The organism is Streptomyces sp. NPDC007929 (genome assembly GCF_042959065.1).
Taxonomy (GTDB): Bacteria; Actinomycetota; Actinomycetes; order Streptomycetales; family Streptomycetaceae; genus Streptomyces.
In genome coordinates this window covers 188,837-212,016 of sequence record NZ_JBIBKD010000012.1, presented here as the reverse complement: position 1 = coordinate 212,016, position 23,180 = coordinate 188,837, and the positions used below count along the sequence as shown (strand labels likewise).

Below are 23,180 nucleotides of genomic sequence, written 5' to 3'. Positions count from 1 at the left end.
GCATGCCCGAGGTCGGGACAGCGCGCACCGAAGTCGGGGGTGGGTCGGATGTCCTGAGGCCGGCCGGAAGCGGAACCTGGTCTCATGACGCGAAACCGGTCCGTACTCATCCTGCTGGTGGGGCTGCTGTTCTGCACGGGCATCGTGGGCTCCGGCACGCCGCCACCCCCCGTGACACGCGCGGTGGCGGCCGCGGAGCGCGGTGCCCACCCGTTGCGCACCACCGGCCCGCGCGGCGACCTGGGCGACCTGCGGCCCCTGGGGCGCATGGTGGGCGACGCGCGGGTGGTGGGGCTCGGCGAGGCGACGCACAGCTCGCACGAGTTCTTCACGCTCAAGCACCGCGTGCTGCGCTACCTGGTGGAGCACAAGGGCTTCCGCACCTTCGCGCTGGAGACGAGCTGGAGCACCGGCCTCCGGCTGGACGCGTACGTCCGGACCGGCGAGGGCGACCCGCGGCGCATCATGCGGGAGGAGTTCCAGGACACCTACGCGTGGTGGAACACCGACGAGTACCTGGCTCTCATCGAGTGGATGCGCGCGTACAACCTCCGGCATCCGCGGGACCAACTGCGTTTCATGGGCGACGACTTCGCTTACGCGGGCCCGGAACTGCACGACGAGGTGCTCCGGTACACGGCCCGGCACCTGCCCGGCCTGCTGCCGCGTGTCACCGCGCTGTACCGGGGACTGCGGCCCACGACGTCGGCGGGCACCTACATGAAGTCCTACCTGACCCGGCCCCTGGCCGAGCGCCGGGCGATGGCCGTCCGCGCGGAGACGGCGCTGTCCCTCCTCGCCCGCGGGCCGGTCCCCTCCACGACGACCCGGGAGGCCCACGCCTGGGCGGTCCAGCACGCGCGGGCGCTGGCGCAGACCGCGCGCGGCTACGCCTTCGACTTCGACGACCCCGGCCAGCTGAGGAAGTCCATGGGCTACCGGGACGGCTTGATGGCGGACAACGTCGCCTGGTGGGCCGCCCGGACGGGCCACAAGGTGCTGCTGTCCGCCCACAACAGCCACATCGCCTACCGCACCTCCGACCCGCGATATCCCCGCATGCAGGGCGCGTTCCTGCGGGACCGGCTCGGCAAGGACTACATCAGCGTCGCCACGACCTTCGGCGAGGGATCGTTCAACGCGACGGACCCCGACGGCACGGCTCGTGTCCACACCGTGGGGGCCCCGGCGCCGGGCAGCACGGAACGCTTCCTCAACCAGGTGCGCCCCGATGACTTCTTCCTGGACCTGCGCACCGCCCCCGCTCCGGCGCGCGCCTGGCTGAACACGCCCCGGCCCACCCGCAGCATCGGCACGTCCTACCCGGAACGCCCCCACCAAATCGCCCCCGCGGACTTCCACGACGTGCTCTTCCACCTGCGCCACGTCACGTCGGCCCGGCTGCTGTCACCTCCCCGCTGACGCTTCCGGGGCGGGCGAGCGTTCCCTCGCGCACGGTGCCACACTGGTTGGCGTGGCGGACACGGACCGGGAGCTCACCCAGCGGCTGGAGCGGGCCATCATGAGCCTGCTGGAGCGCCGTGCGACCACGTCCTCGATCTGTCCGTCCGACGCCGCCCGCGAGGCGTACGAGGGCGACGACGAGGGCTGGCGGGCCCTGATGGAACCGGCCCGCAGAGCGGCCTGGAGTCTGGCCGCGGCCGGCGAGGTCGAGGTGACCCGGGCCGGTCGCCCCGTCAAGGAGACCGAGGCCCACGGACCCCTCCGCATCCGTCGCGCGCGCTGACAGCCGGCTGCCCGTCAGGAGGCGTCACCTCCCTGAGCCGAGGACGGGTCCGGAGTTCCGCTCCGCCGCACGTGAGCGGGCGAGTGCCCGCCGCCCCATGGCCACTGCGGTCAGCCCCAACGGGATGGCCACAACGGCTCCCACCATCCCGTTGCCGGTGCCGGGGCCGCCACTGGAGGTGGCCAAGTGCAGCACCGCGAGGGCCGTACCGGCCAGGCCCACCGCCATGGCCGACAGGGCGCCGCTGCGCGCGTTGCCGGCACTGAAACGGCCGCTGACACGGGCGAGGGCCAGCCAGCCGATGATCACGCCGATCAGCCCCACCCCGAGGGCCAGGTTGGCCCCCGTACGCCCGTCGCCGATGACGCCGCCCTCGGCGGCCACCGTCAGAACGTCTGCCGCACTCATACCGCTCTCCTCACTCCGTCGCTCCGTCGTTCCGCGGGCGGCCGCGGTCGGCCGTGTTCCGCGCGTCCTTCTCGAGCGTGCCTTCCGGCCGCGGGCCCGGTCGTCCGGCAGGCGCGGTCTCTTCGGCCTGCCGTCGGCACGGCAGTCGGCTGCCACGGATGTGGCAGGCGGCGGGCTCCTACCGCGGGCGCGGTAGGAGCCCGCTCGTTCGCCGGTGGGACGCGCCCGCCCCGGCGTCCCGGCTAGGGTGCGCGCATGGACACAGGGCGTTTCCGTGTCCCGGCCGGTGCCATGGACGGGGTGATCGCCGTCGGTGTGGCGGCACTGCTGCTGGGCACCGGGTTGTCCGGGCCTCACCCGGCAGGAGAGCGCGCACTGCTCGGCTCCGTGCTGCTGGCGGCCGGCGGTCTGGCGCTGGTCGCGCGCCGCAGGGCCCCGATCGCCGTGCTGGCTGTCACCGGCCTGTGCGCGGTGGGGTACGAGGCAGCCGGATTCGACGCGCTCGCCGTGTCGTACCTGGTCGCGGTGTACGGGGCCGTGCGGGCCGGGCACCGGACCCTGACGGTGGTGGCGTCGGTGTCCCTGCTCCTCGTCCTCCCCCTCTCGGCCCTGGCCTTCGGCGAAGGGCCGGCGCGCGAGGCGTTCGCGCAGGCCCGGAACGTACTCGAGATCGCCTGGCTGATCGCCGCGTTCGCGGCCGGGGAGGCCCTGCGGCAGGCAGAGCGGCGGGCGGACGAGGCCGAACGCACCCGGGAGGAGACCGCGCGGCGCCGCGCCGACGAGGAGCGGCTGCACATCGCGCGGGAGCTGCACGACTCCCTCACCCACCAGATCTCGATCATCAAGGTGCAGTCCGAGGTCGCCGTCCACCTGGCCCGCAGGCGAGGCGAGCAGGTGCCCGGGACCCTGCTGGCGATCCAGGCGGCCGGGCGCGAGGCCACCCGGGAGCTGCGCGCGACCCTGGAGGCGCTGCGCGACGACGACACGAGACCGCCGCAGGGCCTCGATCACCTGCCCGAGCTGGTGGAGCGCGCCCGTGCGATGGGCCTGGAGGCCACGCTCACGGTCGAAGGGCACCGGCACGACGTACCGGCCGCGGTGGGACGGACCGCCTACCGCATCGTTCAGGAGGCGCTGACCAACACCGCCCGGCACGCCGCTGCCACCACCGCGGCGGTCCTGATCGCGTACGGTTCCGACACGCTGTCCGTGCAGGTCGACGACGACGGCAAGGCCACCCCCGACGACGCCCCGGCCCCCGGTCTCGGGCTGCTGGGCATGCGCGAACGCGTCACCGTCCTCGGCGGCCGGCTGCACGCCGGGCCCCGTGCCGGGCACGGCTTCACCGTCCAGGCGGAACTCCCCGTGGAGCGAGCGTCATGATCCGTGTCCTGCTGGCCGACGACCAGCCCCTCATCCGCAGCGGCTTCCGGGCGCTGCTCGATCTGGAGGACGACATCGAGGTGGTGGCCGAGGCCGCCGACGGCAGGCAGGCCGTGGCTCTCGTCGAGGAGTGGCTGCCCGACGTCGCGCTCGTCGACATCCAGATGCCGGTCATGGACGGCATCGAGGCGACCCGGCGCATCGCCTCCGACCCCGCCCTGACCGGCGTACACGTCGTCATGCTGACCAACTACGGCATGGACGAGTACGTCTTCGAGGCGCTGCGCGCCGGCGCCGCCGGGTTCCTGGTCAAGGACATCGTGCCGGAGGATCTCCTGCACGCCGTACGGGTCGCCGCTCGTGGCGACGCCCTGCTCGCCCCGTCCATCACCCGCAAGCTGATCCACCGGTACGTCGCCCAGCCCCCGTCCCCGCCCGCGGCCACCGGCGCCGCGCTCACGGAGCTGACCGGCCGCGAGCGCGAAGCGGTCGCCCTGGCCGCCCAGGGTCTGTCGAACGACCAGATCGCCGACCGCATGGTGATCAGCCCGATGACCGCGAAGACTCACATCAACCGGGCCATGACCAAGCTCCATGCCCGCGACCGGGCCCAACTCGTGGTCCTCGCCTACGAGTCCGGTCTGGTCACCCCGCGGGGTGGCTGACGTCGGGGGCGGTGGTGGTGATGTGCACGGACGGTGGACTCAGGCACGCCCGGAACGGGTCGATGGGGAGCGCATGCCATGGCGCAGCAACCCTGCCCACAGCCGGGCCCGGCCGGCCCGGTCCAGGGCCTCGTGGGCGGCCAGCAGGCCGCTGGTCACCGCGCCGAGGAAGCCGCCGGCCAGGCAGTCCTGGCCCGAGAGGTACAGGCCCTCGACGTCGGTTCGTGGGCGCAGCCAGTCCGCCAGGCCGGGGCGGTGGCCGTCGCCGAAGCCGGCCACGTCCTTGGCCAGCCCGTACAAGCTGCCACCGGGCCACCCGGCGAAGTGCTCGGCCGTCAGCGGGGTGCCGAGCTCGTGGTAGGCCACCCGGCCCGTGGTGCGGGGCAGATGGCGGTGGAGCCGGTCAAGGAGCTGTGCGGTGAGCTCGGCTTTCAGGGCCAGGTAGGCGGGGTCCCGGTGTCGCCGTCGTGACCCGTGGAACGGCTCGAACAGCTCTGGCCGTACGTAGGTCAGGATCTCTCCGGTCGACCGGCCGGGGTGGCGCGTGGTCCAGGTCGGGTCCTTGGCGCAGGAGAACGAGAAGAAGCAGCCGCTGGTCCGCGCGCCCGTGTCGTCGAAGAGGGCGTTGCAGTCCTCGTCGGTCACCATCAGGTTGTGCCGCGGCAGCCCGAGTTCCGCGGGGTCGCCGTCCAGTCCGAGGAAGAGCACCACGAACGGGAAGCCGCGCCGCATGCCGTCCAGCCGGTCCGCGCCGCGGTCGGGTCGGCGTGGCAGCAGGGTGCGGTACGTGTTCTGCGCGCCTGCCGCGCTCACCACCACCGGAGCCCGCACGCGGGTGCCGTTCGCCAGCACCACGCCCGTCGCGCGCGACCCGTCCAGCTCGATCCGGGCCACCGGCGCCCGCACGAAGACCTCGCCACCGGCGGCGCGGATCGGTTCCAGCATCGTGCGCGCGATCGCGGCACTGCCACCCACCGGGTACCAGGCGCCGGTCCGGAAGTGCTCGAACAGCACCGCGAGGAGGAAGAACGGCAGCCTTGCCGTGGAGTCGGCCAGCAGCAGCGCGCTGGGGGTGAGCACAGCCTGCCGCAGTCTCTCATCGCGCAGCAGCCCTTCCACCACCTCGCGGGCGGGCCGCAGCGCCTGAGGCGGAACGGCCGTCGCCCGCAGGACCCGGGCCAGCCGCCGCACCACCGGGCCTGTCAGCCGTCCCAGGGCAAGCGCGGGAAGAACGGTCCGGCATCGTCTGATCAGCCCGAACAGCGCCTCGATGCCCGCTCGTTCGGCCGGGAAGCGCGTGATCAGAGCGGACCGGTAGGCCGCGAAGCCGACCGGCGCCTGGTACACCTCCCCCGCCAGGCGGTACTCGTCGTACGGGTCCCCCAGCGGGGCCCATTGCAGCGTGCCGCCGGTCAGGTAGTCCGAGAGCACGCGGACCGGCTCCCGCTCCGCCAGTTGTCCCACGTAGTGTATTCCGACGTCCCACTCCCAGCCGCGCCGCCGGTAGGCGTGGGTGTAGCCGCCCGCGGTGTAGTGCTGCTCGAACACCGCCACCCGCCGGCCCTGGCGCGCCAGGCACACCGCGGTGGTCAGCCCACCGGCCCCGGACCCGACCACCACCGCGTCGTACTCGTCCGTCAGCCCGCCCGCCGCCAACGGCCGGCCCACCCACACGCGACCCGTCACAGCCACCACCTTCGCCGCGGTTCCACATGCCGACATACCGGTGTTCACGTCTCCCCTGCGTCGGCTCCACCTGCCGCTCGGGCGATCAGGGTGGGGTAGCAGACCTTCCCGCTGTGGGCCAGCGGCATCTCGTCCACCACCAGGAGACGTTCGGGGTGTTTCCGGCGGGCCAGGCCGCGGCCCTCCAGGTGGGTCGTGAGATCGGACAGCGTGGGAACGGGCGTGCCCGGGACCGGGCAGACGCAGGCGCACAGTCGTTCCCCGAGGTCTGGATCGGGCACCGGGACGCAGACCGCCTCGGTCACGGCTGGATGGGTGCCCAGTTCGCGTTCGACCTCGGCGAGACTGATGTTGAGACCGCCGCGCACGGCGATGCGTTTGAGCCGGCCCAGGACGTGCAGTCGTCCGCGCTCGTCCAGCCGACCGAGGTCGCCCGAGCGCACCCAGCCGTCGAAGGTGCGGTAACGGCTGTCCAGTTCGGGCGCGTTGACGTAGCACAGCGGGGTCATGGGGCCGAGGGCCTCGATCTGGCCGGTCCGCCCGGTGGGGAGCGGCGCGCCGTCGGGTCCGGTGATCCGGATGCGGGCCACCGCGGGGTCCGGGGTGCCGACGCTGTCGCCCGGCGGGTGGCGTTCTCCGGCCGTGTGGCAGTTCACGCCGTCCGACGAGCCGTACACGGTCACCACCGGACGGCCGAACCGTTCACGGCATGCCTGGGCGGTGGCTGCCGGCAGAGGGGCGCCGCTGGAGACGACAGCACGCAACGACGACGTGTCCTCGTCCGGCCGCGCCGGGAGGCCGGCGATGCGCCGGAGCATGGTGGGCACCGCGAAGAGGTGGGTGGGACGGTGCTCGGCGACCATCCGCAGCGCTCCGGCCGGGTCGAAGGCCGACTGCACGATGAGGGTGCCGCCGAGGGCGGCGAGGGTGACCGGGGTGCCCAGGGAACCGAAAGAGGAGGCAAGCGGGACGAGGACCAGGTGGCGGGGTGGCTCCGTGGTGCCGGGGTGCAGGCTCCCGACGTACCGGGTACGGCCACCGGCCAGGGCGTGATGGCTGTAGGCGACCATTTTCGGCTCGGCTTCGGAACCGGAGGACACCAGGATGCGGGCGGGTCCGTACGGGTCGGCCTGCCGCGGCTGCCAGGGCCGGGTCGGGGTCGGGGTCGGGGTCGGCAGGGGGTGCAGCCCGTGCGTGCGTCCGTCACCCGGGCCGGGGGCGAACACGGTGCGCAGATGCGGAAGATCCGCGACGGCCTGTGCCCGGCGGGCCGAGGTGACGACGGCGCCGCGGGCCCGCGAGCGGCCGAGCAGCGCCCGGACGTCCCGGTCGTCGCCGCCTGCGGGGATCGGGAGGGCCACCGAGCCGATCGCGTAGACAGCCAGTTCCGCGGCCACGGCGTCGCGTCCGTTGGGCAGCAGGAGCGCCACCACGTCCCCGGCTCCCAGGCCCTCCCGGACGAACAGGGCTGCGATACGGCGCACTTCGGCGCCCAGCGCCGCGTAGGTCAGCACTCCGGCGTCGTCCACCAGCGCCTGACGATCCGGATGTTCGCGGACCCGGCCGGTGAACAGGGCGTAGAGGTCGGTGTCCGGGCACAGGCCGGCGCTCACCCAGGCACGTCGTTGGGCGCGGGGCACCAGATCCGGGAAGCGCACTCCGGCGCGTGAGGTCCACACCGGCTGCGCGTCCCGGCTCGCGGACGGGGCCGTACGGTGCCGGGTCGCGGGGGCGGCTGTCATGCGAACTCCCAGGGAGCGTACGGGCGGGCGTGTCCGGTGGACGGGTCAGGGGGTGCGACGGCCGCCCGGAAGGCCGGGTCGCGGGCCAGCGCCGTCAGGTCGGTGAGGACGGGGGTCGCGGTCAGACCGGCCTCGGCCAGCCGTATCGTCCACTCCTGCGTGGTGCGGCGGGCGAAGCGGGCCGAGAGGCTCCCGGCGGCCATGGGGCCGGTGCCGTCCACCACGCGGAGTACCGCCTCGGGGCACGCCCGGGCCGCGGGGCCGAGGTACACATGGCCGTCCGCTGTGCGCAGCGGGCGGTCCAGCGCCGTCCAGCGGGGCCGGTGCGCGCGGCGGGGGACGAGAGCGGCCGCCGAGACCAGGGAGGAGTCGACGCGGCTGCCCCGGCCGGTCGCCTCCCGAGCGGCCAGCGCGGCCAGCACTCCCTGGGCGCACACGAGCCCGCCGAGCACGTCGGTGAGGGTCATCAGGGAGGGGGCCGGGGGCTGGTCCGCCGGCCGTACCGCCGCGGCGAGGCCGCTGTGCACCTGGGCGAGGTAGTCGGTGCCCAGGGGCGGCGGGCGGTCGCCGAAGGTGTCCCCGAAGCCGGATGCCCAGGCGTACACCAGGGTGGGGTGGCCGGGCAGCAGGTCGGAGGCGTCCAGGCCGAGGCGCGCGGCCTTTCCGGGGGCCCAGTTGTGCAGGAAGACGTCGGCAGCGGCGGCCAGCGCGCGAACCTCGTCCCGGCCCGGCGCGGTGGTGAGGTCGGCCTCGACCACCGGCTTGCCCGCGTTGAGGGCCGAGAACCGGGCCGAGCAGTCTCCCGCCAGCGGCGGGAGCCAGCGCATCGGATCACCGCCGGGCGGTTCGATCCGGACCACCTCGGCACCCAGCATCCGCAGTACGTGCCCGGCGAGCGGGCCCTGCACCCTGCGGGTGGACTCCACCACCCGCAGACCCGTCAGCGGCAGGACGGCACCGGAGAACGGGACGGCCGGGTATGGGCCTGGCGCAGCGGACAGCGGGACGGCCGGGTGTGGGCCGGGCACGGCGGTCGCCGGGTGCGCCCGGGCCGTGGGGACCGGTGCCGGTCCCGGAGTGAGGCACCAGGCGGCCGGGCGGACCGCGGGGGCCGGGTCGGAGCCGACGGTGAGGAGGCTGACGCCGCTCTGGTGCGCGGCGGCCCTCAGCTCCGCCAGTGTGCGGCGGCGGGCGGCCCGGCGCAGCTCGTCCGGCAGCGGGCAGACGGCGGTGGCGAACCGCTGCTGGAACGGCAGCCAGCCACGGCCGGCGAGCGCGGGCGCTGCGCCGAGCCGGGCCCAGAACTCCCGCCACGCCAGGGGGTCGAGGGTCTCGACCTCCACTCGGGCGTCGTCGGACGTCTCCAGGGTCGCCAGACCGCCCGTGGGCAGCGCGTCCGGTACGGCCGTCGACAGGGCCGGCGAATCCGGCTCGGGCGGACCCGAGTTGCCGCGGGCCGTTTCGGCGGCGAGGTACTGGCCGGCCGCCAGAAGCGCCCCCTGCGCCACGGAGGTCCGCACCTCGCGCAGGTCCAGCCCGCGAGCCCGCGCGACGCGGAGCGCGGTGGCGCCCTGGGCCGCGAGCACCCCCGCCACCACCGAGGCGTAGTCGACGGCCAGCGGGAGCGGCCCGCCCGTCGCCCGGCCGTGGACCTGCATGAGACCGCAGGCGGCCTGTACGGCGCGCTCGTCCGGCAGGTCCGCCCCGACCGGCCCCGCCCAGTCGACGCTGTACCGCGGCGTGTCCCGGCCTGGTCCGCTCGTCCCCGGCAGGTCCCGCGCGGCGTGCCGTAGCAGTCGGCGGGCGATCGCGGCAGCGACGTCCGGCCGGGTCGCGGCGCGCAGGCGTGGCGTCACGATCGCCCCTGGCCGGGACGGCGGCCCTGCACCGAGTACAGGACGCTGGATGCGGCACGGAAGGACGGGTCCCGCATCAGCCGTCCCACGCGGTCCAGGTCCTCCTGGGTCATGCCCTGTTCCGCCAGCCGGTCCCGAAGGTTGCGGGTGTGGTTCAACTGGAGTCCGAGGCCCGGGTCCTGGGCGTGCCGTACGCCGATGTGGAGGTGGACGTCGATGGCGGTCAGCCCCGCCGCCCGCAGTGCCGCCGGCACCTTGCGTCCCCAGTGCGGATCGCCGCCCGCGGCGCGCAGCGCGGCCGTCTTGGCCCGCAGGAACCGGACGTAGAGGGCCTCCGCCTGCGCGTCTGGGGTCAGCAGCGGTGGCTCGTACGAGGCGTCGAGCTCGTCGATCTGGAGCAGGCCGCCGGGCTTGAGTGCGCGCACCAGCCTGTGCAGGACGGCGTCCCGGGTGGGCAGGTGCTGGAGGACCAGGCGGGCCACCACCAGGTCGTAGGCCGCCTCCGGCAGCGGGTCGCGGGCCACGTCGAGGGCGGCGACCTCCAGGCACGGGCCGGGTCTCAGGTCGCGCGGGTCGAGGTCGGTGGCGAGCACCGAGCCGCCCGGTGCCACCCGGCCCGCAAGCCAGCGCGCGATGCTGCCGCCGCCGGCGCCGACCTCCAGGCAGTGCCAGCCCGGTCCGACACCGGCGGCCGCCAGGCGGGGCAGGGTCACCGGGTCGTAGGCGGCAGCCAGGCAGGAGTGCTGGTCGCGGCTGTGCGCGGTGCCGTTCGCGAAGACCGCGTGGGTGCCCTCCTGGACGGGAGCGGGCTGGGTCACGGTGTGACTCCTCTCGTGAGAACGCCGCCCGGTCAGGCCCGGCGTCGCCGGATGCGGCCCAGGCGGGGCCATGCGGCCGGCACCGGCGGGTGCGACACCGTCGGCACGCGCCCGGTGGGCGAACACCGGCCGGGGCGGGCGCCGGCCGCCGCGCCGGGCCCTGTCGTCGCGGCGGCCCGGACAGCCGCCGCCGGACAGCGGCCCCGGCAGTCCGGCGCCGTCGAACGGCCCGGGCCGGCCGACCGCGTCCACCGGCGCCCCGGTCATGTCCACCGGCCGGTGCCGGCAGGTGTGACGCCGGTGAGCTGCCGGGCCAGAGCCGCGCGGCGGACCTTGCCGGTCCCGGTGCGGGGCACCTCGTCCCAGGTGAGGACGGTCGGGTCGCGCAGCGCGGGCAGTCCGTGCGTGGCCTGTTTCCAGGCGTCCGGGTCCAGTCGGCCGTCGGCGGTGACCACGACGGGCAGCGGATCGCCGTCCGGGGGGCCGAGGATCACGCATTCCAGGGCCTGCGGCAGTCGCTGCTCCAGTACGTCCTCGGTCCGCAGGCAGCTCATACCGGGCAGGGTGTCGACGGCGCGGTCCAGGATGCTGACACTGCCGTCGCGGTGATGCACGCCCATGTCGCCCGTGGACCACCAGTCGCCGACGCGTTTGGCGTCCCAGCGGTCCTGTTCGCCGACGTATCCCGTAGCGAGGGCCGAGGTGCGGACGAGGAGCAGGCCGGGGCGGCCGCGCGGCACCGGGCGCAGCGTGTCCGGGTCCACCGCGCGCAGCCGGGTCCGGCCCGGTACGGGACGGCCGAGCCGGCGCGCCGTGGTCTCCGCGTCCGGGGCGAGCGCGGAACGCCGCGTGTGGAAGCGGAAGGTCAGCGGTCCGGTCTCGGTCTGGCCCCAGCCCTGCATCCACAGCGGGCGGGCGCGGTGGCTGGCGGTCAGATACGCGCGCAGGGCCGGGGGGTGCACTGCGTCGTAGGTGCTGATGTAGAGGCGGACGTGCCGGAAGGGGTTGTCCAGCCGGGTGGTGAGCGGCCGCAGCCGGATGTAGGAGGCGGGCAGGGCCTCGACGACGGTGGGCGGGTGGGCCCGCAGGAGCGGGTCGGCGGCCTCCGGGTCGTTTCCGGTGAGGATCAGGATGCCGGCGGGCGCGAGCGACACGACGACGGCCGTCCAGCAGAAGGTGCGTCCGTGTCCGTACGCGCTGGCGTTGGCCAGGACGTCGTCCGGGCGGATGCCGATGCCCGGGTAGCGCACCGCTTCGAAGCGGGCCAGCTTGTGCACGAGTGTCCGCGTGGAGTGGACCACCAGCTTGGGCACGCCGGTCGTCCCCGAGGTGTGATGGATGACCAGTGGTTCGTCGTCGTGGCGCCGCACCGGTTCGCCGGGGCGGGACGCGTCCAGCGCGGCCAGGTGGGCCGTGCCGGGGGCGGCGGCGTCGACGGTGACGACGATCGGGGCCGGTTCGCCGGGGGCGGTGTCCCGGCAACGGGCCAGCACCGCGGCGGTGGTGATCAGCGCGGCGGGCCGCAGCCGCTCCAGCAGGGTGACGAGGTTCGCGGTGTCGAGGCGGGCGGACAGCAGCGCCGGTACGGCCCCGAGGCGGATCGCGGCGCAGGCGAGCAGGTCGTAGTCCCAGTGGTTGTCCTTCACGATCGCCACGCGGTCCCCGGGCCCGACACCGGCGTCGGCGAGGCGGGCCGCGGTGGCGCGGACCAGGCCGGCGAGTTCGGTGACGGTCCACCGGGTGCCGGCGTGCGGGGCGATGTCGAAGGGCCGGTCCAGGTGGACCACGGTCCGGGCGCCGCCCGCCACCGCCTCGTCGAACAGGGTGCCCATGTCATGCGGTCGCAACGGTCTCCTCCGCTCGGTCGTGGCCGGCCGGGGTGTTCCGTCCGAGCCTGCTCAGGACGCGGGACGCGGCCAGCGCGCCCGCCCGGACGGCGCCTTCGGAGGCGGGCCGCAGCATGAGCCAGTCACCGGCGTACTCCACCGCGCGCACCGGCCGGGAGACGAAGCCGGCGCGTTCCCGCAGGGCCTGGGGGGTGGCTTCCGGCAGGCCGTGGCGGAAGGTGTGCACGAGGCGGTGGCGGCAGGCGTCGCCGATGCCCGGGACATAGCGTTCCGCCGCGCGGAGAAGGAGGTCGGCAGCCTCGTCGGGAGGGCCGTCCAGCAGCTCGGGGGCCCGGTGCGGACCGGCCACGAGGGTGATCAGGCCCCGGCCTGCGGGGGCCCGGCCGGGGTGCTTGGCGTGGTCGACGACGACGCCGGAGAGCGTGTCCTCCTCGGCGGCCGGGGTGAGCAGGATGTGCACCGGCCGCCGGGCGGCCGGTGCGAGGGGGCGGTCCAGCAGGCAGCTGACCTTCATCATGGGTGTGAAGGTGCAGGAGTTGAGGAACAGCTGCTCGTCGGCGGGGGCGTCCGGGCGGAGGGCCGCCGCGACGGGTGCCGGTACGGCGAGCACGGCGGCCCGCGCGGTGACCTGTCCGTCGTCGAACCGCAGTACGGCGTGTCCACCCGCGTCGGTGACCTCGCGTACCGCCCGGTGGGTGACGACGTCGGTGCCGGTGGCCAGGCGGCGGGCCAGGAAGTCCATTCCGTCGCGGTAGGTGCGCCAGGCGGCGGGGGAACCGGCCTCCAGCAGCAGGCTGACCATGGGGGCGGCCGTGGACCTGGCGGTGTCCCAGCCGAAGAAGCAGCCGGCGACCGGCTGGAAGAGGTAGTCGTGCAGGTCGCGGTGGTAGCGGGCGGACACCTCCCGCACGGTGGCGGCGCCCAGCGGGCTGCTCTCGGGACGGTCGCCGTCGAATCCGGCGCGGCGGCGGCCGGTCCGGGCGGAGAAGGCGGCCAGGTCGAGCCGCGCCCGGGGGGACAGGCCCGCTCCGGTGAGCATGGCCGTGCTCTCGCCGACGCCCAGGTGGGCGCGTCCGCCGCGCCAGACGGCCACCCCACCGCCGACCCGGGGCACGTCCGCGGGGGCGACGCGCAGCCGGCGCAGCAGCTCCCAGGTCGCGCGGTAGCCGCGGGAGGGGACCTGCTCGGCGCCCGTGTCCACCGTCCAGCCGTCCTGGCGGACGCTGCGCATCCGGCCGCCGACGTCCGGCAGTTGCTCGTACACCCGGACGGCCAGCCCGGCGCGGCGCAGTTCGTGGGCGGCGGTCAGGCCGGCGATGCCCGCGCCGACGACGGCGACGTCGAGTTCGGGCTTCATCGGGTGGCTCCCGTTCCGACGACGACGTTGGCCACGGTCATCAGCACCACGCTCAGCCGGTGCACCGCGAAGCCCGTCCGGCGGGCGGTCATGATGTCGCCGCGGACGAATCCGGTCAGGTACTGGCGGGCTCGCAACGCGGTCGCCGGCAGCATCAGCAGCACGAACCACCAGGGGGCCACTCCGGTGGCCGAGGCGATCGCGCCGATGAGGAACTCGGCGACCGACAGGGCTCCGATGAAGACGGCGTTGCCCCGCTCCGAGACCAGGGCGGCCACGGTCGGACGGCCCACGGCCCGGTCGCCTGCCACGTCGTTGGTGTTGGAGTAGACGCCGAACATCAGCGGCCCGAACCCGAACAGCACCGCCTGCACCATGAGGAAGCCGGAGAAGCCCCCCGTCACCAGGCCGTACGGAACGATCACCAGCACGGCGCCGAGGGCGACCAGGAACGCCTCCTGGAAACCGTGGTAACTGATCTTCAACCCGTAGGAGTACTGGAGCGACACCACGAACAGCGCGCCCGCCGTCACCAGCGCCCACAGCGGGTGGTGCGGCGCGAGCACGGCGGCGCCCGCCCACAGCACCGCCCCGGCCGCCGCGCAGGTCCAGGCGAAGCGCAGCGCCTGGGGCACCGTCAGCGCCCCGGCGACCAGGGGTTTGCGTGCCTTGTTGCGCAGTGGGTTGTCAGGGGCGTAGTTGGCGACGTCGCTGCCGTCCCGGAAGCCGGTGACGTCGTCCAGGGCGACCATCGCCATGAGGACCGCGACTTCACCGGCCAGGAACATCGCCATCACCAGTGCCTGTCGGGCGGTGAAGGCGCCGGCCGGGAACAGCGCGGCGGTCAGGGCGAGGAAGATGCCGAGGTAGTAGTCGTACACGTCCAGCTTGCCGAGCCGCGCGTACGTGCGCAGGCGACTGTGGCCGTGGGCGGTCGCGGCGGTACGGCCGGCCGCGATGCTGTCCGTCATGGGTGACCTCTTGGGGGTGTCTGCGTCCGGAGGGGGGTGCCGCTCGCCCGGGCAGCGGGATGGGCGAGGCGTGCGGTCGCGGGTCGACGGTGTCCGAGGCCGGAAGTCGCGTGTCAGCCGCGCTCGTCGGCGAAGGCGCACACGAGGTCGGCGACGTGCTCGACCTGTGCCTCGGTCAGCAGGTGGTGCACCGGCAGGGCGAGATGGCGGCGGGCGGCCTGTTCGGCGTGCGGCCAGCGGGCACCGGGTGGCGCGTAGGGGGCGAAGGCACGGTGGGCGGGCAGGGGGTGCGGATAGTAGACGTGCGTGGCCACGCCCGCCTCGGCCAGGTGGGCGCCGAGAGCGTCCCGGTCCTCGGCGAGGACCGTGTACACGTAGAAGCACCGGCCGTCCGGGCCGGGTGGCGGCGGTGCCACCCCACGGTCGGCCAGGGGCGTGAAGCGTTCGGTGTAGTACGCCGCGATCTCCGCCCGCCGCGCCAGCCGCGCCGGGAAACCGGGGTAGCGGTACGTCTGGAAGGCGGCCTGGATCTCGTCGAAGCGGCTGTTGAGTCCGACGGCGTGGTGGACGAACCGGCGACCGGCGTACTGGCCGTGGTTGCGCAGCATCCGCACCTTCTCGCCCAGGACCGGGTCCCGGGTGACGACCACGCCGCCCTCGCCGGGCATACCGCAGGTCTTGACCTGCACGAAGGAGTAGAGCCCCGCGTCGCCCCACAGTCCGGCCGGGACGCCCCGCAGGACGCCGCCCTGGGCGACCGCCGAGTCCTCCAGCAGGCGCAGTCCGTGCCGCCGGGCCAGTTCGGCGAAGCGTGGCATGTCGGCCATGACGGAGAACATGTGGGCCGGCATCACCGCCTTGGTCCGCTCGGTGACGAGCCGCTCCGCCTCGTCCGGGTCCATGGTCATGGTGTCCGGCCGGATGTCGGCGAAGACCGGTGTGGCCCCGACGCCGGCCACCGAGGCGGCGAGGGGCGCGCAGCCGAACGCCGGCACGATCACCTCGTCACCGGGGCCCACGTCCATGGCCCGCAGCACCAGCGAGAGCGCGGACGTGCCGCTGGAGCAGGCGACCACGTCGGCGGCCCCCAGATCCTCGCGCAGGAGGTCCTCGAAGGCGGCGGTGCGCCGGCCCAGGATGAACCGCTGCTCCGGGTCGAGGCCCACCTCGCGGACCAGCCCGATCAGTGCGGTGCGGTCGGCTTCGAAGAGGGCGGGCGGGAAGAACGGGACGGCGGGAGGGAGCGGTGTGCTCATGCGGTCGTCCTCGTTCCGGCGAGGAAGGAGCCGACGACGTCGCAGACGCGGTCCAGGTCGTCGGGTCCGAGATCGGGGTGGAAGGGCAGGGCGAGGGCGTGCCGGGCCGCCGCCTCGGCGTGGGGGAACTCGCCCTGCCGGTGGCCCAGGTGCGCGAGGGCGGGCTGGTGGGGCAGCGGTACCGGGTAGTAGACCTCGGTGCCGATGCCCTGCCGGTCGAGGTGGTCGACGAGGGCGTCCCGGTGCTCGGTCTCGATCAGGTAGACGTAGTACACGTCACGGTCGTCGGACACGTCACGGTCGTCCGGTGTTCCGGCGGTGGTCCGCGGCAGGCGGATGATCCCCGGCGTGTCCCGCAGACGGGCGGTGTAGGCGTCGGCCAGTTCGGCCCGGCGCGCGATGTGCTCCTCCAGCAGGGACAGCTTGGCGAGCAGGACGGCCGCCTGCATGTCGTCCATCTTGCTGTTCGCGCCGGGCAGGGCACTTTCGGTGGAGATGGCCGGGAAGTTGTTCAGCGTGCGGCCCGTCCTGCCGTGGTGGCGCAGCGCCACGACGGTGGCCGCCACCTCCGGGTCGCCGGTGAGCACGGCTCCCGCGTCGCCGAGCGCGCCGAGCGTCTTGGAGGGGAAGAAGGACAGGACGCCGCCGACCCCGTGCAGGCCCGCGTGAACTCCGCGCCGGCGCATGCCGATCGCCTCGGCGCTGTCCTCGACGACGGTCAGGCCGTGCTGCCGGGCCACGGCGGTGACGGCCGCCATGTCGGCCATCGTGTGGAACAGGTGCACCGGCATCACGAACCGGCTCCGCGGGGTGACGGCCGCCTCCAGCGCCGCGGGGTCCATCGCGTAGGTCTGCGGATCGATGTCGACGAACTGCGGTGTCCCGCCTGCCAGTACGACGGCCGAGGCGGTGGCGAAGAACGAGTACGCCGGCACCAGGACACCGTCGCCGGGGCGCACTCCGCAGGCGCGCAGCAGCAACACCAGCGCGTCGGTGCCGCTGTTGACGCCGATCACATGACGGGCTCCGGTGTAGTCCGCGAGCGCCGCTTCGAGTTGCCCGACCTGTTTTCCGTGGGAGAACTTGCCGCTGTGGAAAACGTCTTCCAACGCCTTTTCGATGGAAGGCCACAGTCGTTCGAAAGTCGCGGCCTGAGAGAAGAAGGGAATTCGATCGGCCGATCCTGGCGCAGTCGGTAATGCATTCCCGGCGCGCGCCGGAATCTGTCCACTGGAAGGCAATCTCTCACCTGTCTCCGTCGTGTCAGTGGAATGCCCACGCTAAGCGGACTTCCGGTCGGCAGAGAAAGGAAAGGATCATCTTCACACGTTCTGGGGAATGACGTTCCGGACGCCTTGACCATTTCCGCACGGGGCCGCAACAGTGGTGCGGCGCACCGGAGTTGTGCGCGGCGCAGCGAATCGAGCCCGCCCGTTTTCTTCCCGTTCCCCTCTCAGGAGGCCCTGTGCTGCAGCCCCTCGTGGTCGGGCTCGGCCGGTCCGGATCAGGACTGCATCTGAACACGCTCGTCCGTCTGGCCCGGCGGACCGCGGCCACGGGAGATCCGCTCGTCGCCCTGCCCGCGGTCGGCTGCGACCCGCGCGCCGGCGGTCCGCGGCCGCTGGCCGTGCCCGGCGAGGTCACGGCCGTCACCACACTGGAACAGGCCCTGCGGTACGTGGATCCCGCCACCGCGGTGGTCCACGTGTGCACACCGCCCCGGCTGCGCCACGACCTCCTCGTGGAACTGGCCGGACACGGCTTCCGCCGGATGATCGTGGAGAAACCCCTCGCCGTGTCCGCGGACGAGCTCAACGCCCTGATCCGGCTGCGTCAGGAGGCCGGGCTCGATCTCGTGGCCGTCGCCCACTGGATCACCTCCCGGCTCACCGACCGGTTGCGCCGGCTGGTGCGCGGTGGACGACTCGGCTCCCTGCGCCGTATCACCGTCGACCAGCACAAGCCCCGCTTCCTGCGGTCCCTGGCGACCGACGGACATCCGTCCGCCCTGGACGTGGAGATCCCCCATTCCCTGGCGCTCGCGCTCGATCTGGCCGGGCCGGCCGAGCTTCGCGCCGCACGCTGCTGGGACCTGCGCTGCGAGGACCGTGGACTGCCCCGTCTGGGCGGCGCGCACGTCGAACTGGAGCACCGTTCGGGCGTGGTGACGCTGCTGCGCTCCGACCTCGGTGCACCCGTCCGGCAACGCAGCGTCGTCTGCGAGTTCGAGGGCGGGACGGCCACGGCCCACTTCCCGCTCAGTGAGGACGACGACCACGCACAGTTGGTCATCGCCCCGTTCGACGGCGGTACGGCGGCTCCACCGGCCGGAATCCTCGACGCGGACGGAGTGCCCGGGGTCGGGCACCACGTCTTCCGGGACGACGCCCTGACCGACTTCTTGGACCGCGCCTACCGTGGCTTCGTCTCCGGCGCCGGGGGCGTCGGGAACTTCCCGCTCGCCTGCGCGACCGCCCGGCTGCTGTGCGCGGCCCGTGAACGCTGCTCCGTCACGTCGCCCGTCCGCGCCGGGAGCCGCTGACATGTCGCGGCACAGCACCGACGGATCCCGCTTCCGGGGGTTCGGGCCGCTCACCGGCATCGGCGACGAGGCGGCGCCCGGCATCGACGGGCAGCTTGCCGCCGTGCGGCGCCTGGGCTGGAACGCCATCGAACTGCGCACGGTCGACGGCACGGCCCTCGCCGACCTCCCCGAGGCCGCCTTCGGCACGCTGGCCGGGCGGCTTGCGGAGGCCGGCGTCAGCGTGACCGCCGTCGCGTCCCGGATCGGCAACTGGTCCCGTCCCGTCACCGGCGACCTCGGCCCGGACCTGGCGGAACTGGACGTCCTGGCCGAGCGGTGCGCCACCCTCGGCTGCCGTCTGGTGCGGATCATGTCGTACCCCAACGGCGGTCTGACGGAGACCGAGTGGGCCGACCGCGTTCTGGCCCGCACGGCCGTCCTGGCGGACCGCGCCGAGCGCGCCGGTCTGGTGCTGGCGCACGAGAACTGCGCGGGCTGGGCCGGGGACCGGGCCGACCGCGCGCTACGGCTGCTGCGCGCCGTGGACAGCCCCGCCCTGCGGCTGCTGTTCGACACCGGCAACGGCGTCCCCTACGGCTACATCGCCCTGGACATGCTCCGCGACCTCGCCCCGTACGTCGTCCACGTGCACATCAAGGACGCCGTGCGCACGCCGGACGGCGGCACCGCCTACACCCTGCCCGGCGAGGGCGAGGCCGGCGTGGCGGACTGCCTGGAGTTGCTGGCCGCCCACGGCTACACCGGAGCGCTCTCCCTGGAACCCCATCTCGCCGTGCGCCCCCACGAGGGGTTGGCCCGGGCCGGAGAGGACGCCGTCGACCTGTTCGTACGCGCCGGAGAGGCACTCGCCGAGCTGCTGGGCGCCGGACAGCCGGTCACCGGCCCGCTGGACGGCCAGGCGTGAGCGGACTGTTCACCGGCCGGCACCGCGAGTTGCTGATGGACCTGCTGCGCCTGCCGAGCGTCAACCCCCTGGAGGCCGGCCCGGACGATCCGCCGTCCCGGCTGCCCGAGGTCCTCCAGCGGTACGCGACGGCCGCCGCCGAAGCGGGATTCCACACCCTTCGCCTCGCCAGTCCGCCCGCCGTCTGCCTGGACCGTCCGGGCGTGCCGTCCACGGTCCGCGCCGCCGCCCGCGATCCGCGCTTCCTCGCCGACCAGCCCAGTCTGCTGCTGCGCCTGGGACCCGAGCGTTCCCGTGCGCGGACCGTGATGTTCAACCTCCATCTCGACACCGTCGCCGGACACACCCCGCCCGCCTTCGACGGTGTGCGGTTCACGGGCCGGGGCGCGGTCGACGCCAAGGGGCCCGCCGTGGCCCTCCTCGCCGGGCTGCGGGCCGCCGCGTCCCACCCCCGCGTCGGACGGGACGTCACCGTCCTGCTCCAGGCCGTCGCCGGGGAGGAGGGCGGCGCCCTGGGCACCTACGGCACCCGCCCGCTGCTGGAGGCCGGGCACCACGGCCGACTCAACGTGTTCTGCGAGCCGACCGGCCTGCGCGCGCTGCCCCGGGCCACCGCCGCGATGACCGCCCGGATCACCGTCGAGGGCGCGGACTCGGTGGACGACCATCCTGACGCCGGACACAACGCCACCGTGCTGCTGGGATTCCTGGCACAGCACCTCGCCGCCCGCCTGGACGGGGCCGTGCCCGGAACACGGGTGTGCGTCGCCGGACTGCACACCGGCCGCACGCACAACCGCGTGCACGGCACCGGCACGCTGCTGCTGAACCTGTCGTACCGCCGTACCGCCGACGGCGACCGCCTGAAGACCGAGGTCACCCGGCACGTCGCCGAAGGTGTGCGGCACTTCACCGAACTCTTCGCCGCCACACGGGAGTTCGCCCGCACGGCGCGGGAGGCGGATCGGATCACCCGGCTCGGCTGGGACAAACAGGGCCTGCCCGCGCTGGACAACTCCGATCCGTGGGCCGAGGAACTCCTGACCCGCGCGGGGGCCCGGCCTGCGGCCGAGGACCCCGGCTTCACGTGCGACGCCATCTGGGCGGCCGACCTGGACGACGCCTTCACCACCGTGCTCGGCCCCGGCTCGCTGGCCGCCAACCGCGCCCACGCACCGGGTGAGTTCATCGACCTCGCCGACCTGGAGGAGTTCGCCGGCGTGGTTCGCCGGCTCGTCACACTCTTCGCCGAGGCACTGCCGGCGGTGTCAGCGCGGCGACCTCCGTAGAGCACCACACCCCCGACCGAACGACTTACGAAGACAACCGGCACGCCCCGTAAGGAATCCCGCATGACGGCACCCACCGCCCCGCGAGCGGCGGTCGAGCGCACCACCGTCCTCGTCGACCACGCGGAGCTGACCGCCTCGCTCACCGGCCTCTTCACGGGCCACGGCATGCCCGACGCGCGGGCCCGGCTCGCCGCGGACGCGCTGTGTCACGGCGATCTGACCGGGCTCGACTCGCACGGCGTGTTCAACCTCACCCGGCTCTACCTGCCGTTGCTGGAGTCCGGCCGTTGCGACCCCCGCGCCGATCCAGAGGCCCTCACCGACCTGGGTGCCTGTGTGGTCGTCGACGCTCGGCGCGCCCTGGGCCTGTGGGCCGCGGCCGAGGCCATGGACGACGCCGTGGCACGGGCCGGACGGCACGGGGTCGGGCTGGTGTCGGTGCGTGGGGCGACCCACTTCGGGTGCGCCGGCTTCCACGCCGTACGCGCCGCGCACGCCGGGATGATCGGCGTGGTCGCCAGCAACTGCGGCGGCCAGCGCATCGCACGGCCCCCGGGCGGCGCGGTGGCGATGCTCGGCACCAACCCGCTGAGCGTCGCCGCGCCGGCCCTCGATGGACACCCCTTCCTGCTGGACATGAGCACCACCGTCGCACCCACCGGGCGCGTCCGCGTCGCCGCCCGCCGCGGCACCCCGGTGCCCGCCGGGTGGCTGGAGGACGCCGCGGGCGCCCCGGTGACCGACCCGTCCGCCTTCGACCGCGGCGAGGCCTTCCTGCGCTGGCTGGGCGGCACGGCCGAGACCGGCGCGCACAAGGGCTACGGGCTCGGCATCGCCGTGGAACTGCTGGCCGCCGTCGTCTCCGGCGCGGCCGTCGGGCCCGCGCCCGCAGCGCTGGAGGGGGACGGCCGGCCGCACGGCAGCGACGACGGCATCGGCTTCTTCCTCCTCGCGATCGCCCCGGAGATGCTGCGTCCCGGCGCGGACGTGGCGGCCGCGACCCGGTCCCTGTTCGGCACGCTCGCCGACTGCCCGCCGGTGCCGGGCGGCGAGCCGGTGCGCTATCCGGGCTGGCGGGAGGCGGAACTCGCCGTCGAACGCCGCCGCCACGGCATCCCGCTGCCCGCGCACCTCCACGCGGAGCTGACCGGCCTCGGTCTCCTCGGCGGTCCCGGGGCCCTGCGGTGACCGGGCCCCTGCGGCTCGGCGTCGTAGGTCTCGGCGCCATCTCCCCCTACTACCTGGCCGCCGCTGAGCGGCTGCCCGAGTGGCGGCTGACCGCGGTGTGCGACGCGCGGGCCGAGGCCCTGCAGCAGGTCCCCGGCCCGGTGGCACGCTTCAGCGACCACCGCACGCTGCTGGACCGGGCGCGACCGGATGCCCTCGTCGTGGCGGTGCCCAATGACGTCCACCTGCCCCTGTGCCGGGACGCCCTGGCCGCCGGCGTCCCCGTCTGTGTCGAGAAGCCCCTCGCCCTCACCGCGGCCGAGGGGTCCCTGCTGGTGGATCTGGCGCGGCGCCACGAAGTCCCGCTGATGACGGCGTTCCACCGCCGCTGCAACGACGCCGTCCGCGCCCTGGCGCGCCGGACGGCGGGCCGGGAGATCCGCTCCGTCCGGGTGCGCTATCTGGAGCGCATCGAGGAGCACCTCGGCGGCGAGGACTGGTACTTGGACCCGGCCCGCTGCGGCGGCGGCTGTGTGGCGGACAACGGCCCCAACGCCCTCGACCTGGTGCGGCTGCTGCTCGGTGAACTCTCCGTCACCGATTGCGAGATCCGCCGCGACGGCTCCGGCGTCGACCGTCAGGCGGTGATCCGCCTGCGTGGCCGTAAGGGAACCACGGCCTCGGTCGAGCTGGACTGGTCGTACCCGGGGGAACTCAAGGACATCGAGGTGGAGCTGGCCGGCGGAGAGGTCCTGCGCGCCGACATGCTGGCGGGACACACCGGCTTCAAGGCGTCGCTGTGGCACGAGTACGAGGCGATCCTCACCGAGTTCGCCTCGCTGGTCCGTATCGGTGCCCCGGCCGACGCGGGGGCGCACGGCGGCCTGGCCTCGCTGGAACTGGTGGAGGCGGCCTACCGCTGCGCCCGGTCCGGACGGGGTGCGACCGCGGTGGAGGCGGACCGGTGAACCCGGCGGAGGACGGCCAGAAGCGTGTGGTGCGCGGCTCACTGGTCAAGGTGCTCGTGCACCACCGCACGGACCGCGGCATGCGGTTGGAGGAGCACGCGGCACGCTGCGTACGCCGGGGCGAGGTGCATGAACTGGTCACCACCGACCAGTGGGACCCGCGCCCCGGCGCCCGGATCGACCGGGTCGGTTTCCTGGGCTTCGCCGAATTGCTGTGCGGCGGTGTGATCGACCGGGGTGATCTGGTCCGGATCGGGGACACGACGGTCGGCACGGTCCTCGGCTTCGACGCCTGCCACCTACCGAACCACTACAACATCCTGATCCACGCGGAGCGCCCGGTCAGCGGCCTGGACCTGGACCTGCGGCCGGAGACCTCCGTCGCCTTCGTGCAGGGCGGGGCCGGGGACCAGGGCAGGGTCGTGCAGGGCCGGGCCGGGGACCAGGGCACGGTGCCCGCGCCGCCCGGTGCCTGAAGGGCATCTGGTCGCGCACCGGATGGCCCCGGCCCGGTGAACGGGCGGCGCCATCCGGTGGCGGTGGACCCGGGTGGTCGCCCACCAGGGTC

The 23,180-nt window shown here is 74.3% G+C and carries 20 protein-coding genes; 10 read left to right on the top strand and 10 right to left on the bottom strand.

The genetic code is table 11. The features are described from left to right. The first annotated feature begins 84 nt into the window (after nt 1–84). Both ACFZDE_RS33765 and ACFZDE_RS33760 read left to right on the top strand, forming a co-directional pair. Nucleotides 85–1,422 (top strand): erythromycin esterase family protein, encoded by a 1,338-nt coding sequence (locus ACFZDE_RS33765; protein ID WP_391206606.1) that lies wholly within the window; start codon nt 85–87, stop codon nt 1,420–1,422. Between the two features lie 52 nt (nt 1,423–1,474). Continuing rightward, nucleotides 1,475–1,747, top strand: coding sequence for a DUF3253 domain-containing protein (locus ACFZDE_RS33760; protein WP_391206602.1), 273 nt, complete (start codon nt 1,475–1,477; stop codon nt 1,745–1,747). A 24-nt stretch (nt 1,748–1,771) separates the two neighbouring features. Here the strand turns inward: ACFZDE_RS33760 and ACFZDE_RS33755 are convergent, their stop codons facing one another. Next, a complete protein-coding gene (locus ACFZDE_RS33755) occupies nt 1,772–2,155 on the bottom strand; it encodes a DUF6223 family protein (protein ID WP_391206598.1) in 384 nt (127 codons plus the stop codon). 255 nt (nt 2,156–2,410) lie between these two features. On the opposite strand from ACFZDE_RS33755, the gene ACFZDE_RS33750 reads away from it, so the two are divergent. After that, nucleotides 2,411–3,538: a histidine kinase gene (locus tag ACFZDE_RS33750; protein WP_391206595.1), complete on the top strand. Its 1,128-nt coding sequence runs from the start codon at nt 2,411–2,413 to the stop codon at nt 3,536–3,538. Further along, nucleotides 3,535–4,203, top strand: coding sequence for a response regulator (locus ACFZDE_RS33745; RefSeq protein ID WP_391206592.1), 669 nt, complete (start codon nt 3,535–3,537; stop codon nt 4,201–4,203). The genes ACFZDE_RS33750 and ACFZDE_RS33745 overlap by 4 nt, the downstream gene beginning before the upstream one ends. A 39-nt stretch (nt 4,204–4,242) precedes the next feature. Here ACFZDE_RS33745 and ACFZDE_RS33740 read toward each other — a convergent pair whose 3' ends face one another. The 9 genes from ACFZDE_RS33740 to ACFZDE_RS33700 all read right to left on the bottom strand — a co-directional run bounded on the left by ACFZDE_RS33740 (nt 4,243) and on the right by ACFZDE_RS33700 (nt 16,845). Further along, on the bottom strand, nt 4,243–5,889 hold the full coding sequence (locus ACFZDE_RS33740) for an FAD-dependent oxidoreductase (RefSeq protein ID WP_391206586.1): 1,647 nt from the start codon (nt 5,887–5,889) through the stop codon (nt 4,243–4,245). A gap of 44 nt (nt 5,890–5,933) precedes the next feature. Next, nucleotides 5,934–7,631 carry an AMP-binding protein gene (locus tag ACFZDE_RS33735; protein ID WP_391206583.1) on the bottom strand — a complete coding sequence of 566 codons (1,698 nt, stop codon included), beginning with the start codon at nt 7,629–7,631 and terminating at the stop codon, nt 5,934–5,936. Continuing rightward, nucleotides 7,628–9,487 carry a CoA transferase gene (locus ACFZDE_RS33730; protein ID WP_391206580.1) on the bottom strand — a complete coding sequence of 620 codons (1,860 nt, stop codon included), beginning with the start codon at nt 9,485–9,487 and terminating at the stop codon, nt 7,628–7,630. Before ACFZDE_RS33730 ends, ACFZDE_RS33735 begins: the two co-directional genes overlap by 4 nt. Continuing rightward, nucleotides 9,484–10,305, bottom strand: a complete 822-nt coding sequence (locus ACFZDE_RS33725) for a methyltransferase (protein WP_391206577.1) — start codon at nt 10,303–10,305, stop codon at nt 9,484–9,486. Before ACFZDE_RS33725 ends, ACFZDE_RS33730 begins: the two co-directional genes overlap by 4 nt. Nucleotides 10,306–10,568: 263 nt before the next feature. Then, nucleotides 10,569–12,152: an AMP-binding protein gene (locus ACFZDE_RS33720; protein ID WP_391206574.1), complete on the bottom strand. Its 1,584-nt coding sequence runs from the start codon at nt 12,150–12,152 to the stop codon at nt 10,569–10,571. Further along, nucleotides 12,139–13,509, bottom strand: coding sequence for an FAD-dependent oxidoreductase (locus tag ACFZDE_RS33715; protein ID WP_391206570.1), 1,371 nt, complete (start codon nt 13,507–13,509; stop codon nt 12,139–12,141). Before ACFZDE_RS33715 ends, ACFZDE_RS33720 begins: the two co-directional genes overlap by 14 nt. Then, complete coding sequence (locus ACFZDE_RS33710) at nt 13,506–14,480, bottom strand: UbiA family prenyltransferase (RefSeq protein WP_391206567.1); 975 nt, start codon at nt 14,478–14,480, stop codon at nt 13,506–13,508. The genes ACFZDE_RS33715 and ACFZDE_RS33710 overlap by 4 nt, the downstream gene beginning before the upstream one ends. Before the next feature lie 113 nt (nt 14,481–14,593). After that, the gene (locus ACFZDE_RS33705; protein ID WP_391206562.1) at nt 14,594–15,736 is read right to left on the bottom strand and encodes an aminotransferase class I/II-fold pyridoxal phosphate-dependent enzyme; all 1,143 of its coding nucleotides are present in this window, start codon (nt 15,734–15,736) and stop codon (nt 14,594–14,596) included. Further along, nucleotides 15,733–16,845: an aminotransferase class I/II-fold pyridoxal phosphate-dependent enzyme gene (locus ACFZDE_RS33700; protein WP_391206554.1), complete on the bottom strand. Its 1,113-nt coding sequence runs from the start codon at nt 16,843–16,845 to the stop codon at nt 15,733–15,735. Before ACFZDE_RS33700 ends, ACFZDE_RS33705 begins: the two co-directional genes overlap by 4 nt. A 356-nt stretch (nt 16,846–17,201) precedes the next feature. Here ACFZDE_RS33700 and ACFZDE_RS33695 point away from each other — a divergent pair, with 356 nt between their 5' ends. The 6 genes from ACFZDE_RS33695 to ACFZDE_RS33670 all read left to right on the top strand — a co-directional run bounded on the left by ACFZDE_RS33695 (nt 17,202) and on the right by ACFZDE_RS33670 (nt 23,088). Continuing rightward, nucleotides 17,202–18,278, top strand: coding sequence for a Gfo/Idh/MocA family oxidoreductase (locus ACFZDE_RS33695; protein WP_391206550.1), 1,077 nt, complete (start codon nt 17,202–17,204; stop codon nt 18,276–18,278). 1 nt (nt 18,279) lies between these two features. Beyond that, nucleotides 18,280–19,185: a TIM barrel protein gene (locus ACFZDE_RS33690; RefSeq protein WP_391206547.1), complete on the top strand. Its 906-nt coding sequence runs from the start codon at nt 18,280–18,282 to the stop codon at nt 19,183–19,185. Further along, a complete protein-coding gene (locus ACFZDE_RS33685) occupies nt 19,182–20,474 on the top strand; it encodes a M20/M25/M40 family metallo-hydrolase (RefSeq protein ID WP_391206542.1) in 1,293 nt (430 codons plus the stop codon). The genes ACFZDE_RS33690 and ACFZDE_RS33685 overlap by 4 nt, the downstream gene beginning before the upstream one ends. A gap of 63 nt (nt 20,475–20,537) precedes the next feature. Beyond that, nucleotides 20,538–21,665: an Ldh family oxidoreductase gene (locus ACFZDE_RS33680; protein WP_391206540.1), complete on the top strand. Its 1,128-nt coding sequence runs from the start codon at nt 20,538–20,540 to the stop codon at nt 21,663–21,665. Further along, entirely contained in the window at nt 21,662–22,612 is a 951-nt protein-coding gene (locus ACFZDE_RS33675; protein ID WP_391206537.1) for a Gfo/Idh/MocA family oxidoreductase, read from the top strand. The genes ACFZDE_RS33680 and ACFZDE_RS33675 overlap by 4 nt, the downstream gene beginning before the upstream one ends. Further along, a complete protein-coding gene (locus tag ACFZDE_RS33670) occupies nt 22,609–23,088 on the top strand; it encodes a DUF6917 domain-containing protein (RefSeq protein ID WP_391206534.1) in 480 nt (159 codons plus the stop codon). The genes ACFZDE_RS33675 and ACFZDE_RS33670 overlap by 4 nt, the downstream gene beginning before the upstream one ends. The last annotated feature ends 92 nt before the right edge of the window (nt 23,089–23,180 follow it).